This is a genomic window from Bifidobacterium jacchi, from assembly GCF_009078285.1.
GTDB classification, from domain to species: Bacteria; Actinomycetota; Actinomycetes; order Actinomycetales; family Bifidobacteriaceae; genus Bifidobacterium; species Bifidobacterium jacchi.
Window position 1 is genome coordinate 24286 of record NZ_RQSP01000003.1, and the last position, 12483, is coordinate 36768.

Genomic DNA, 12483 nt, shown 5'->3' on the forward strand with positions numbered 1-12483 from the left:
AGCGTCATTCGGCGCGTTTCGCGTATTGATAACGCTGTGCTTCACGAACTTCATCGATTTTGACCGTATCGGGGGCCGTTACCGACACGGTCGCACCGAATTTCACCTTGAGCCGCGAGCCCACTCCCCCGGCCATGTTGACCGCGTTCTGCAGGTTCTGCGGGTCGCCGATCGCCTTGACCACATAGGGCGATTCCAGCAGCGTGCCGTCGCAGATGAGTCCGTCGTTGGAATCGCTGATGTACGTGCTGGTCACGACACGCACCGAACCGACGGAGATGACCTCGGCACCGGCGTTGCGCAGCTCCTCAAGCAGGTTGAACATGGTGGACGCGTCGATCGGGGTCTTCGATCCCTCGCTGATGCGTATGACGACACCCTTGCCGGTCGCCGGCAGCCTGCCGGTGAGAATGCCGCTGGTCTCCTCGTTCTGCTTGGCGATCTTCTCGGCCTCCTGCTGCTTGTTTGCGGTGGCCTTGAGCGTGTCGAGCTGATCGGTGAGCTCGTTCTTGCGCTGTTCGAGATTCTGCACCTGCGTGGTCGTCTCGCTGATGAGCCTGGTCAGTTCGTCCTCGCTCATCGTCTCGTATGCGGATTTGGTGTTGTTGACCTGAATCATGTAGCCGAATCCGAGCAGTGCGCACATGACGACGAGAAAGACGCTGGTCATCAGCCGCATGCGCAGCGGATTCGCGCTGAGCGAACGCTTCGGCGTTTTGCGCACGATCGGGAACGAACCCGTTTCCATGCGATCGTTTTCGCGATCCTGGGCATGCTGGGTGTGCATCTTGGACAGCAGATCATCGTTGCGACGTGCGCCGCGTCGACTTCTACGGGCACGTCGCGCACCGCCGTCTGATGGCTGTGCGTCCCCACGTGATGCCGTGTTGTTGTCGCGTTTGTGATCCGTCATGGCTAGCCTCTGAAGATGAATCGACGGATGGCGGACACGTTCGAGAAGATGCGTATGCCAAGCACGACGATGACGGCGGTCTGCAGCTGGGAGCCGACGCCAAGCTGATTGCCGAGGAACACGAGCAGCGTGGCCGTCAGCACGTTGGAGATGAATGAGATGACGAACACCTTATCCGAGAAGCTTCGCTCGAAATACGCCCGTGCCGCGCCGAGCAGCGCATCCAATGCGGCGACCACCATGATCGGCAGGTAGGGCTGGAGCTCGATGGGAATGTCCGGTCTGATGAACAGGCCGGCGACCACGCCGATAATCAGGCCGAGTACAGCCGCCATCTATTCGCCTTTCCTTGCAAACGTCAGGTCTCCCGAGGTCGCCGCACCCATCGTGATGTTCGAGTTGACACTGATCTGCGGATAGATGCCTGCCTCCTTGAACGAATCATACAAGGTTTTCTGCCGGTCCGCGCCCACCGCGCCGGCAAGCGCGCCGGAATCGCCTATCGCCTCGATGCGATAGGGGCTTTGCACGGGATTGACGTCCACCATGATCGTCGATCCGGCGGTGCGCACCGAGGTCTGCACGCCGATGCGATTGCCGTTGATCGCGATGGCCTCGGCTCCGGACTGCCACAGCAGCGAGACCCATAGCTGCAGATCAAGATCGGTGATCACACGAATGCGTTCCACGCCATTGTCGCGATGATACGAGCCATCAGCCGAGCCGTCGCCGGCCGCGATCGGATCGGCGAGCGTGAGCGTGATGCCCGGACCGCTGACCGGCAGCAGGCCGGCGGACATCTCATCCTGCACGAGCTGCGAATCCTCGGTGGCATCGGCGAGTGTCTTGGAACGCTGCTCCACTTCGGAACGAAGCCCTCCTACCTCTTTGACGAGAGCGTCGAGACGAGTGTTCTGAGCGGTCAGGTCGGCGGCGAGCGACTGACGCACGATCTTACGCGGGTCGGTGTTGAGCTTCTGGATGAACAGGCAACTGTAGAAACCGACGCCGATGCAGATCACAAAGACGATGACACGCGTGATCCATACGGTCAGCGAGGACTGCCGATGCGCGCCCAGACGCGCGTCGGAGAACATCGGATCCATCGGACGGTTGGTCAGATCGTCGATCAGCCGCAGCGAATCATCCGTGACCTTGCGCCTGCGGGTGCGGCCGACGACCACAGATGTCTGTCGGGCGTGATGCGAATCGATGCCGGCGATCGAGGAGGAGAACACGGCTCTGCTTTTGATCGGACGATGCTCGTCGTCGACGGAGAACGAGACCGGCATGATCATCGGTTCACCGGCGGTATTGCCTTCAGCTGTCGATGCCTCCGCAGACGCTGCACCAGCTGTTTCTGGCACGATCCCGGCCTTGTCGTCAAACGTCATATCAGCGGCCGCTCCTGATGCCGCGTACGAGTGCAATGCCCTGTTTGAGATAGATGTAGCCGGCCAGCCAATACAAACCGATGCCCCAGATGCCCGCGGCAAGCGCGGCCAGATGCAGCATATTGATGAACGGATTGTTCCATAGATCGCAGAAGATCAGCGCGATGATGGATATCAGCAGCATGGCGGTGCCGGCCTTGCCCACGAAATGCACCGGGAGCGGCCCGTAGTCGTATTGGGCGAGAACCAGCACCTCGATGCCCATGAGCAGGTCACGAACGCCAACGATGATGAGCATCCACCACGGTATGATGCCGGCAACGCCGAGCGCGAGAATGCTGCAGAAGATGAGCAGCCGATCGGCGATCGGATCAAGGATCTGACCGATTTTGCTCACCTGATCGAACATGCGCGCCACGATGCCGTCGAGACCATCCGACAATGCGGAGAAGGCGAGTACAATAAGCGCCTCGACCATCTTGTGCTGTGATGCGAACACCGCGAACACGGGTATCGAGATGATGCGCAGCAGGCTGATCAGGTTCGGTACCGTGAAATAGATGTCCCGCGGTTCCGGACTGTATTTTCTGCTGAGTTTCGACCTATCAATATGCATTGCGCGTTTCCCGACTACCTGTGTGTGTGCGACCCGACATTGCCTGACATGTGTTCGTATGAGGCTTCAGCGCCTACATTCGCGAGGCCTGCAGCGCCGTGACGATGATGCCGCGAGCACCCACCTCGTACAGGTCGTCCATGAGCTGATTGACCTTGCTCTTGGGCACCATGACGCGAACGGCGTTCCACTGCTTGTCGTGCAGCGGCGAGATGGTCGGGCTTTCAAAGCCGGGCGTCACCGCCACCGCGGCGGAAACCTTGTCAACCGGAATGTCGTAGTCCATCAGCACATACTGGTGTGCGGTCAGCACGCCCTGCAGACGGCGCGACAGCACGACGAGCCGCGGATCGTCATCAGCCAGTCGCGGGGAGCGAATCAGGCAGGCCTCGGAATGCATGAGCGGCTCGCCGAAGACCCTCAACCCGGCATTACGCAGCGTGGTGCCGGTGGAGACCACGTCGGCGATGAGATCGGCGACGCCCAGCTGCACGGATGATTCGACCGCGCCATCAAGGTGAATGGTCTGCGCGTGAATGCTGTGCTCGGCAAGGTAGTCCTGCACGAGCCGGTCGAACGTGGTCGCCACGCGCTTGCCTTCGATGTCCTCAAGGCGGCTGATCGGCGAGTCGTTCGGCGCGGCGAAACGGAAGGTGGACGCTCCGAAGCCCAGCGGCATGTGCTCCAGCGCCTTCGTTCCGGAGTTCCTGAGCAGGTCCTCGCCGGTGATGCCGACGTCGATCGTGCCCGATCCGACGTAGACCGCGATATCGAGCGGACGCAGGTAGAACAGTTCGATATCGTTGTCAGGGTCCTGTACGACCAGCTGGCGCGGATTGGTACGCAGCCGGTAGCCCGCCTCCGCGAGCATGTTCCATGCCGGCTCCGAGAGCATTCCCTTATTCGGTACGGCGATACGAAGCATTGTCTCTCCCCTTGTTGCCCTTATTGTTATGCCTGTTGCCTATATGCGCATGTGCATGTGCATATACGTGCACTTGTGTGGGATCGCACGATCACCAACGTGCGATCCCACACACGTGCGGCTCACAGATGCTTGTACACATCCTCAAGCGTGATGCCGCGATCGATCATCATCACCTGCAGGTGATACAGCAGCTGGCTCATCTCCTCCGCGGTACGATCAGCGCCCTCGTATTCGGCGGCGATCCAGGTCTCGCCGGCCTCCTCGACGATCTTCTTGCCGATGAAGTGCGTGCCCTTGGCAAGCTCGTCCACGGTCAGCGATCCGGCGGGCTTGGTGACCGCCTTCTCGCTGAGTTCGGCGAATAGCGAATCGAATGTCTTCATATTGTCGTTTCCCTTGATCTCATCGATTATGATCTCATCGATTGCCCGAACGGCCCTTGGCCCCTACCGGCGTGAATCCGGTAGGACGGGGCATTCTTCAGGCGCGGAACGCGGCCTGCGCCTTGTCGCGAATCTCGTCGATGGCCTGAGCGGGGCTTTGCGCGCCATAGACGGCGGAACCGGCGACAAGCACGTCGGCACCGGCCTCGGCCACGATGTGGGCGGTCTTCGGGCTCACGCCGCCATCCACCTGGATATGCGTCGACAGACCACGACGGGTGATCTCGTCACGCAGGCGGCGCACCTTGGCCATCTGGTTGTCAAGGAACTTCTGGCCACCGAAGCCGGGCTCCACGGTCATGATGAGAATCATGTCGAACTCGTCGAGAATGTCGAAGATCGGCTCGACCGGCTCGGCCGGGCGCACCGCGAAGCAGGCCTTGCAGCCCATGTCGCGCAGCTGGCGCGCCAGGCGCACCGGAGCGTGCGTGGCACCCATGTGGAAGGAGACGGACGCGGCACCGAGCTTGGCGTACTCAGGGGCCCAACGATCGGGATCCTCGATCATCAGATGCACGTCGACCGGCAGGTCAGTGACCTCGCAGATGCGCTTGACGATCGGCTCTCCGAGCGTGAGGTTCGGCACGAAATGGTGGTCCATCACATCGACGTGGACCAGATCGGCGTTGGCGATGGCCTTGAGATCGCGCTCAAGGTTGCAGAAGTCTGCTGACAGGATGCTAGGAGCGATTTGAATAGTCATGGCTTTCATTCTATGGACGGCGAACGACGAGAGGGAACCATGTCGCCCCTCTCGTCACGTTCTGTTGTTCTATTGTTCGTTTTGTCGTTCGTTTGACCGGCTGACGGCTGATCGTCTGCTTGGAACGCTTGCTTGGATCGCTGGATCGTCTGCCTGGATGGTTGGGCGCGTACCGGCTATCGCTCGTCCGACTGGTCAGACGTCGTGCCGGTCTGATCATCGCCCGTGGCACCTGCGGCGTTCCTCATGCCGATCGTCGTGTCGCCGCGATGGTCGTGAAGCTCCTCGCGCATGGTCTGCGATTCAAGCTGGTCGGCGGTCACCTTGCGCAGATCAGCGCATGCCGACTCATAGGTGCCGCCAGTGCGTTGCAGTACGACGAACAGCACGCATCCGAGCAGGAAGCACAGGATCGCGGTCCACACATTGACGCGCAGACCGAACACGATCGACGAATAGTTGATGCGGATGCTTTCGATCCACGTGCGGCCCAGGCCATACCACATGAGGTACATGGCGAACTGCTGGCCGTTGCGAAGCACGTTCACCAGCTTGTGACCAAGCCAGACGATGATCGCCGCTCCGATCAGATTCCAGATCATCTCGTACAGGAACGTCGGATGGAACAGGGTTCCGGTCGGGCAAGGCTTGCCGTCGTAGCAGACTTCGGTGTGGCCGATCGCATCGACCGACTCATTGAGCTTGAGACCCCACGGCAGCGTGGTCGGCTTGCCGTACAGCTCCTGATTGAACCAGTTGCCCAGCCGACCGATGGCCTGCGCGACCATCAGCGCGGGCGCGATGCAGTCGGCGAACAGGGCGAACGGATAACGGTGCTTGCGGCACCACAGGAACACGACGAGCGCGCCCACGATGATGCCGCCGAAGATGGCCATGCCACCCTCCCACACCTTGAGGATGTTGACCAGATCGCCATGGCCGAACGGCGGCGGGAAATAGGCCTCCGGCGTGGTGATGCAGTGGTAGAGGCGCGCGCCGACGAGTGCGCACGGCACGGTGACGAGAGTGGTGTCGAGGATCTGATCGAAGGTGCCTCCGGCACGCTTCCATCGAGTGGTGAGAATCCATACGGCGACGCACACGCCGGTCAGTATGCAGATCGCGTACATGTGGATCGTCACCGGTCCGATCGAGAACCGTGAGAATGACGGCGATGGAATGTAGGCGAGATTCATGTGATCCAGCCTAGCGCGCGTTGTGGATGCCGGCTGCGAGCGATTCGGTCTTGGCGGCGAGTTCGGCCAGCCCGTCCTTCGGATCGCGCGCGGTCCTGTTGTCGTCCGCGAGCAGCGTGTGCACCAGCGCGGAGCCGACGATGACGCCGTCCGCGTAGGAGCCCACCTTGGCACCCTGCTCGGCGGTGGACACGCCGATGCCCACGCACACGTTCTCAGCGCCGGCCTTGCGGGTGCGGTCCACGAGCACCTCGGGCGATGCGTCGAGATGCGCGCGTTCGCCGGTGACGCCCATACGGGCGGCCGCGTACACGAAGCCGCGGGCGTTCTTCGCCACGGTCTCGAGACGTTCGTCGGCTGAATCCGGGGAGACCAAGAAGATGCGGTCAAGGCCGTGACGGTCGGAGGCCTCGATCCATTCACCGGCCTCGTCCGGGATGAGGTCCGGGGTGATGAGGCCCGCGCCGCCGGCGTTCTCGAAGTCGGTGGCGAAACGCTCCACGCCGTAGTGGTAGATGAGGTTCCAGTAGCTCATGACGAGCGGCACGCCGCCGGCGTTGGCCACCGTCTCGACGGCCTCGAACACGCGCTTGATGGTCTCGCCGTTCTTCAGGGCGATGGAGGACGCGGCCTGGATGACCGGGCCGTCCATGACCGGGTCGGAGTAGGGCAGGCCGATCTCGACGGCGTCGACGCCGTGCTCGACCATCGTCCTGAGCGCTTCGAGCGAGACTTCGGGGTTCGGGAAGCCATAGGGCAGGTAGCCGATGAATGCGGGCTTATTGGCGGCCTTGAACTTGGCGAACATCGCCTCGGTCTGGCTGGGCTTGTGGCTGATGCCCAGCGGCTGGCCGGAGGGCGTGGTTGCAGTGTTGGTCATATTCGTAAATCTCCTTATTCAACCCTCTGGCTCCCCGCCCCTGCGGGGGCCTGTCACGAAGTGACTGGGGGGAGCAATCGACGGTATGCAGTTATTCCGTATTTCCGCGTCTCACGCGACGGCGTTGCCGTGCGCGCCGGTCACCTCAAGGGCCTTGGCCTGGTCGTCGGTCAGGTAGCCGAACCACTTGCCGGCGGTGGCCATGTCCTTGTCGCCGCGGCCAGAAATGTTAATGATCATTACTGCTTTGTCGTAACCCTTGGCCTTGAGATCGGCGGCGGCCTTGTACGCGCCGGCCACGGCGTGCGAGCTCTCGATGGCGGGAATGATGCCCTCGGTCTGGCTCAGGTCGCGGAAAGCGTTCATGGCCTCCTCGTCGGTGGCCCAGCTGTAGTTCACGCGGCCGATGTCCTTGAGCCAGGCGTGCTCGGGGCCCACGGAGGCGTAGTCGAGGCCGGCGGAGATGGAGTACGTGTCGAGCGTCTGGCCCTCGTCGGTCTCCAGCAGGTAGCTCTTGGCACCCTGGAACATGCCGAGCTGGCCGGTGCCGGGCGCGAAGCGGATGGCGTGCCTGCCGGACTCGGGGCCGTTGCCGCCGGCCTCGTAGCCGTAGAGGTTCACGCGCTCGTCGTCGAGGAAGGCGTTCATCACGCCGATGGCGTTGGAACCGCCGCCCACGCAGGCGCACACCGCGTCCGGATGGTCGATGCCGTACCAGTCCTGAAGCTGCTGCTTGGCCTCCTCGCCGATGATCTTCTGGAAGTCGCGCACCATGGCCGGGAACGGGTGCGGGCCCGCGACCGTGCCAAGCAGATAGTGGGTGTCCTTGACGTTGGTGACCCAGTCGCGCAGGGCCTCGTTGATCGCGTCCTTCAAAATGCGGTCGCCGAGCGTGACCTCGACCACCTCGGCACCGAGCATGCGCATACGTGCCACATTGAGAGCCTGGCGGCGGGCGTCGATCTGGCCCATGTAGATGCGGCACTTGAGGCCCATCATCGCGCACACGGTGGCGGTGGCCACGCCGTGCTGGCCGGCGCCGGTCTCGGCGATCACGCGGGTCTTGCCCATGCGCTTGACGAGCAGGGCCTGGCCGAGCGCGTTGTTGATCTTGTGCGCGCCGGTGTGGTTGAGATCCTCGCGCTTGAGGAAGATACGGGCATCGAGCCCGGTCTTGTCCTTGATGAGCTGGGCGAAACGCGGCGCTTCGGTGAGTGGTGAGGGGCGGCCCACGTAGCGCTGCTGCAGGGTCATGAACTCCTTGTGGAATTCGGGGTCGGCCTTGGCCTCGTTGTAGACGCGCTCGAGCTCGTCCAGCGCGGTGATGAGGGCCTCGGGCACGTAGCGGCCGCCGAACTGTCCCCAGTACGGTCCCTGATGCTCGCTCAACGGGGTGGTTTCGGATGCTTTCACTTGTGCTCCTGCCTTTACTAGTCGTTCCACTGCAAGTTCATGATCGTCGGCCGTGGCTACGCCCTCGCCCACCAGCACGGCGTCCGCGCCGGCACGGCCGTAGTCCTCGACCTCGACCGCGCCGAACACGCCGGACTCCGCCACCTTGATGACTTCGTCGGGCAGATCGGCGGCCAGCTCGTTGTATTTGTTCACGTCCACGCGCAGGTTCTTGAGGTTGCGCGCATTGATGCCGATCACCTTGGCGCCGGCCTTGCGGGCGCGTTCGATCTCCTCACGGGTGTGCGCCTCCACAAGCACGGTCATCTTCAGTTCGTGTGCGAGATCGAGCAGATGCTTGAGTTTCTCGTCATCCAGTGCGGCGACGATGAGCAGCACCAGATCGGCGCCGTGGGCGCGAGCCTCGTAGATCTGGTAGTCGGTGACGATGAAGTCCTTGCGCAGCACCGGGATGTGCACGGCGGCGCGGACCTTGTCGAAATCGTCGAGGCTGCCAAGGAACCTGCGGCCCTCGGTGAGTACGGAGATCGCGCTTGCACCGCCTTTTTCGTATTCGCGGGCCAGCGCGGCCGGGTCGGGGATGTCGCTCAGGTGGCCCTTGGACGGGGATGCGCGCTTGATTTCGGCAATCACCGGGATGCCGTCAGCGCGCTTGAGCCATCGCATCGCGTCGATCGGGGCCGGGGCCGCCAGCGCGGCCTGCTTCACTTCCTCCAGCGATACGGTACGCTCGCGGGTTTGCTGATCCTCCAGCGCGCCCGCCACCAGTTCGTCCAAAACCGACATGATGCTCCCTTTGTTGGTGGTCGATCATGCGACACTTTAGGCCACCCTCTGGCCGAAGAGCCATGTGCGTCCTATATTTTGGGCGTTGCTGTCGCGGTGATCACCGGCTATGCCACCAGCGAGCGCAGCAGCGCGATCTCCTCGCGATGCGTGGCGGGCGTGACCTCTTTGGTTTCGAGGATCATCGGCAGGCGTGCCATGTCGGGGTCGTTCACAAGCCGGGTGAAGAACGGGATGCCGAGCTGTCCCTCGCCGATGTTGGCGTGGCGGTCCTTGTGCGAGCCGAGTCCGAACTGGGAGTCGTTCACATGGATGGCCTTGACCCTGTCGAGTCCGATGATGTTGTCCAGCCGGCGCTTGACGCCGTCGTAGTCGCTGACCAGATCGTAGCCGGCATCCAGCACATGGCAGGTGTCGAGCGTGACGCCGATATGCTCCTTGTCGTCGACGCCGTCGATGATCGCGGCGAGTTCCTCGAAGCTTCGTCCGCATTCGGTGCCCTTGCCGGCCATCGTCTCCAACAGCACCATGACGCCGCTCGCCCGCTCGAGCACGCGGTTCAATCCCTCGCTGATCAGACGGCAGCCGGTGTCAGTGCCTTGGCCCACGTGCGCGCCGGGATGGATGTTGATGGTTGTCTCCTGCCCGGCCTCGCGAATCGGCGTCAGCAGTTCGATGTCTTCGGCCAGCGCCTCGATGGCGAACGCGCGCTTGGCCTCGTCCTTGCCGGCGAGGTTGTAGACGTAGGGTGCGTGGACGACCAGCGGCCCGTAGTGCTCGGCCTTCAGCCGCGCGCCGAACTCCCCCGCCTGCGCCGGGTCCAATGCCTTCGACCGCTTGCCGTACGGGGAGCGCGGGAAGAACGCGAACGCGGACCCGCCCTCCTCGTGCGAGCGCTTGATCAGCGCGTCCCATCCGCCGGCCGTGGACAGATGCGAGCCGATGAGCAGTTCCGGCGTTGTCGTCGTATCCGTGATCGTAGCCGCGGTCGTTGCTGTCGGTTCTGTCGTTGTCGTTTCCATTGCCTGCGTCGCTCCCATGCCTCGTTCCTGATGGATGCCGTATCGGATTCCCGGCTCGGCTTTGATGCCGGAATCCCCACAGGAATCCCCGCCGGAATCCGAAAGCCGATCCTGCCGTTGCACCCGCATGCCCCTATGATAGGCGGTATGACGATTCGCATCGTTGCCATCGAACGCGCAAGGATTCTGCCGGTACATCGTTTTCCATGACACCGGCCGCGCTCTTGCCGAGGGTATGGTCCGGAACCGGAAACGATCAAGAACAGATCAATCATGGAGGAACTGGCATGGAGAAGAAGGCGCTGATCATCGTTGACGTGCAGCCGACGTTCTGTGAAGGCGGCGAGCTGGGAGTAGTCGGCGGCAATGCGGTCGCCAAGCGAATCGGCTCATATGTGCGTGCGCATCGCAGCGACTATGCCTACATCGCCACGACGCAGGACTGGCACATCGAACCGGGTTCGCACTGGTCGGACTCCCCCGATTATGTCGATACCTGGCCGGTCCACGGCAAGGCGGGCACGCCGAACGCCGAATTGCATCCCGCGATTCGCGCGCTTGATGTGGCGCATCATTTCAAGAAGGGGCAGTATGCGGCCGCATATTCAGGATTCGAGGGCATCGAGGATGACACGGATCGCATCCAGTCGCGCGACGAGGTGACGGCCGCGCAGCAGGCCGGCGCGACGTTGGCGAACGCATTGCGCGATGCGGGCGTGACGCAGGTGGATGTGGTCGGCATCGCCGAATCGCATTGCGTCAAGGAGACCGCGATCGATGCGGTGAAGCTTGGGTTTGCGACCACGGTGTTCGAGGATCTCACCGTGCCGGTCAGCGAGGAATTGGGCGTGGCTGCGCGCAAGGACATGGCGGCGGCCGGCGTCGCGCTGCGTCGCTCCGAGTGACAAGATGCTGTCGTTCGCCCACCGTGTAGGGATTCGCCCACGGTGTAGGGAATATCCCATGGTGTAGGGATCTCCCCATGGTGTAGGGACGGAAAATGGCTTGTTTCCGCCATTTCTTGAAAACGCCTCCCTACACGGTGGGCAAATCCCTACACCATGGGCAAATCCCTACACCATGGGCAAATCCCTACACCATGGGCAAATCCCTACTCCGTGGGCATGCCACGCGGCACTACGCCGGCCCCGTCGGTCACACCAGCGGCCGGCGGGCGTCCAGCTCGCAGATGATGCCGGTCTCCTTGCGAATCCATTCGGCCGCCTGCAACGCGGCAAAATTCCACAGCGCGTAAGGCATGCCGCCGAAGTTGGGATGCTCGGCCCAGAAGGTCAGGTTGTCGCCGTACGCGATGAGTGTGTCGCCCTCGGAGACCGGCATCGCGGCGCGATACAGCTGATCGGCCAATGTCGCGACGAAATCCTGTGCGGCGCCCAACGTATCGATGAGATGCTGGTCGGCGGTGGGCGGAGGCCCGACGATCTCCCATGATTCGACGTCGGCGGCATCCCAATGGATGTTCTCGCCGTCCACCTTGCGTTCGATCGCCACGAACAGTCGGGCGAACTCGTCCGAGGTCAGTCCGGTCACCCTGCGGCGGGTGGACAGCTCGATCGGTGTCATGCGGGTCTCCTCGTATGCTTCGTTATCGTTTTATTGTGTCGCTGCCTCGTTGCCTTGCTACGTTTCCATTGGGTTGCATCGGGCTACATATCGAATTGCGGCTTGTTCGTCATGATTGAGTCGTTGGACAATGGGAACCGTCGCCGAACCAACCGGACCAGTCGACGACCGCTTCGACGTTGTTGCCGTCCGGGTCCAGTACGAAAGCCGAGTAGTAGCCGGGATGATAGGGTCGCGGCCCCGGGGCGCCGTTGTCCCGTCCTCCGGCGGCAAGCGCGGCGGCGTGGAATGCGCGGACGGCATCGATGCTTGGCGCGAGGAAGGCGATATGGGTGACGGGTGAGACCGTTTCGGTTCCGTCATGGCGGGGGTTGGTTGCGTCGGCGTCCGTCGGCGAGAGATAGAAGTCGGAGTGGAGGGTACCGTCGTCCACGCCGAATCCGAGCGTCGGCTCGTGATGCGCCTTGACGATGTAGCCGAGTGGGGAGAGCGCCCGCGTGTAGAAGTTGACGCTGCGTTCGATGTCCGTCACATGTAGGGTGATGTGGTCCAACATGTGCGCAACGGTACGCGTTTCGGCTGTCTTCCGCATGCTTCCGGTCGCG

14 protein-coding genes are annotated in these 12483 nt (G+C 62.6%); 1 reads left to right on the top strand and 13 read right to left on the bottom strand.

From position 1 onward, the window contains the following. Nucleotides 1-4: 4 nt before the first annotated feature. From EHS19_RS01310 to EHS19_RS01360, 11 genes are all read right to left on the bottom strand, one after another. Nucleotides 5-787: a DUF881 domain-containing protein gene (locus tag EHS19_RS01310; protein WP_241677016.1), complete on the bottom strand. Its 783-nt coding sequence runs from the start codon at nt 785-787 to the stop codon at nt 5-7. A gap of 128 nt (nt 788-915) precedes the next feature. Beyond that, complete coding sequence (locus tag EHS19_RS01315; protein ID WP_151915990.1) at nt 916-1248, bottom strand: small basic family protein; 333 nt, start codon at nt 1246-1248, stop codon at nt 916-918. Next, nucleotides 1249-2211 (bottom strand): DUF881 domain-containing protein, encoded by a 963-nt coding sequence (locus EHS19_RS01320; protein ID WP_151916120.1) that lies wholly within the window; start codon nt 2209-2211, stop codon nt 1249-1251. A gap of 97 nt (nt 2212-2308) precedes the next feature. Beyond that, the gene (locus EHS19_RS01325) at nt 2309-2917 is read right to left on the bottom strand and encodes a CDP-alcohol phosphatidyltransferase family protein (RefSeq protein WP_151916122.1); all 609 of its coding nucleotides are present in this window, start codon (nt 2915-2917) and stop codon (nt 2309-2311) included. 79 nt (nt 2918-2996) lie between these two features. Then, entirely contained in the window at nt 2997-3848 is an 852-nt protein-coding gene (gene hisG, locus EHS19_RS01330) for an ATP phosphoribosyltransferase (RefSeq protein ID WP_151915991.1), read from the bottom strand. Nucleotides 3849-3970: 122 nt separating this feature from the next. Beyond that, nucleotides 3971-4234: a phosphoribosyl-ATP diphosphatase gene (locus EHS19_RS01335; RefSeq protein WP_151915992.1), complete on the bottom strand. Its 264-nt coding sequence runs from the start codon at nt 4232-4234 to the stop codon at nt 3971-3973. Between the two features lie 97 nt (nt 4235-4331). Continuing rightward, a complete protein-coding gene (gene rpe / locus EHS19_RS01340) occupies nt 4332-4997 on the bottom strand; it encodes a ribulose-phosphate 3-epimerase (protein ID WP_151915993.1) in 666 nt (221 codons plus the stop codon). A gap of 176 nt (nt 4998-5173) precedes the next feature. After that, the gene (lgt, locus tag EHS19_RS01345; protein ID WP_151915994.1) at nt 5174-6193 is read right to left on the bottom strand and encodes a prolipoprotein diacylglyceryl transferase; all 1020 of its coding nucleotides are present in this window, start codon (nt 6191-6193) and stop codon (nt 5174-5176) included. Nucleotides 6194-6203: 10 nt separating this feature from the next. Then, on the bottom strand, nt 6204-7073 hold the full coding sequence (gene trpA / locus EHS19_RS01350; RefSeq protein ID WP_151915995.1) for a tryptophan synthase subunit alpha: 870 nt from the start codon (nt 7071-7073) through the stop codon (nt 6204-6206). 111 nt (nt 7074-7184) lie between these two features. After that, on the bottom strand, nt 7185-9272 hold the full coding sequence (locus EHS19_RS01355; protein ID WP_151915996.1) for a bifunctional indole-3-glycerol phosphate synthase/tryptophan synthase subunit beta: 2088 nt from the start codon (nt 9270-9272) through the stop codon (nt 7185-7187). A gap of 107 nt (nt 9273-9379) precedes the next feature. After that, on the bottom strand, nt 9380-10249 hold the full coding sequence (locus tag EHS19_RS01360) for a deoxyribonuclease IV (protein ID WP_241677017.1): 870 nt from the start codon (nt 10247-10249) through the stop codon (nt 9380-9382). Between the two features lie 332 nt (nt 10250-10581). On the opposite strand from EHS19_RS01360, the gene EHS19_RS01365 reads away from it, so the two are divergent. Then, entirely contained in the window at nt 10582-11199 is a 618-nt protein-coding gene (locus EHS19_RS01365) for an isochorismatase family protein (protein ID WP_151915997.1), read from the top strand. A gap of 250 nt (nt 11200-11449) precedes the next feature. Here the strand turns inward: EHS19_RS01365 and EHS19_RS01370 are convergent, their stop codons facing one another. Further along, nucleotides 11450-11878 (bottom strand): hypothetical protein, encoded by a 429-nt coding sequence (locus tag EHS19_RS01370; protein ID WP_151915998.1) that lies wholly within the window; start codon nt 11876-11878, stop codon nt 11450-11452. 109 nt (nt 11879-11987) lie between these two features. Continuing rightward, nucleotides 11988-12434, bottom strand: a complete 447-nt coding sequence (locus EHS19_RS01375; protein WP_151916126.1) for a VOC family protein — start codon at nt 12432-12434, stop codon at nt 11988-11990. Nucleotides 12435-12483: the final 49 nt, after the last annotated feature.

Excerpts from the sequence above, each read along its gene's own strand:
- hisG (WP_151915991.1), bottom strand. The coding sequence starts at position 3,848 with ATGCTTCGTATCGCCGTACCGAATAAGGGAATGCTCTCGGAGCCGGCA.
- EHS19_RS01370 (WP_151915998.1), bottom strand. The coding sequence starts at position 11,878 with ATGACACCGATCGAGCTGTCCACCCGCCGCAGGGTGACCGGACTGACC.
- trpA (WP_151915995.1), bottom strand. The coding sequence starts at position 7,073 with ATGACCAACACTGCAACCACGCCCTCCGGCCAGCCGCTGGGCATCAGC.
- EHS19_RS01320 (WP_151916120.1), bottom strand. The coding sequence starts at position 2,211 with ATGATCATGCCGGTCTCGTTCTCCGTCGACGACGAGCATCGTCCGATC.
- lgt (WP_151915994.1), bottom strand. The coding sequence starts at position 6,193 with ATGAATCTCGCCTACATTCCATCGCCGTCATTCTCACGGTTCTCGATC.
- EHS19_RS01375 (WP_151916126.1), bottom strand. The coding sequence starts at position 12,434 with ATGTTGGACCACATCACCCTACATGTGACGGACATCGAACGCAGCGTC.
- EHS19_RS01310 (WP_241677016.1), bottom strand. The coding sequence starts at position 787 with ATGCACACCCAGCATGCCCAGGATCGCGAAAACGATCGCATGGAAACG.
- EHS19_RS01355 (WP_151915996.1), bottom strand. The coding sequence starts at position 9,272 with ATGTCGGTTTTGGACGAACTGGTGGCGGGCGCGCTGGAGGATCAGCAA.
- EHS19_RS01365 (WP_151915997.1), top strand. The coding sequence starts at position 10,582 with ATGGAGAAGAAGGCGCTGATCATCGTTGACGTGCAGCCGACGTTCTGT.
- rpe (WP_151915993.1), bottom strand. The coding sequence starts at position 4,997 with ATGACTATTCAAATCGCTCCTAGCATCCTGTCAGCAGACTTCTGCAAC.
- EHS19_RS01335 (WP_151915992.1), bottom strand. The coding sequence starts at position 4,234 with ATGAAGACATTCGATTCGCTATTCGCCGAACTCAGCGAGAAGGCGGTC.
- EHS19_RS01315 (WP_151915990.1), bottom strand. The coding sequence starts at position 1,248 with ATGGCGGCTGTACTCGGCCTGATTATCGGCGTGGTCGCCGGCCTGTTC.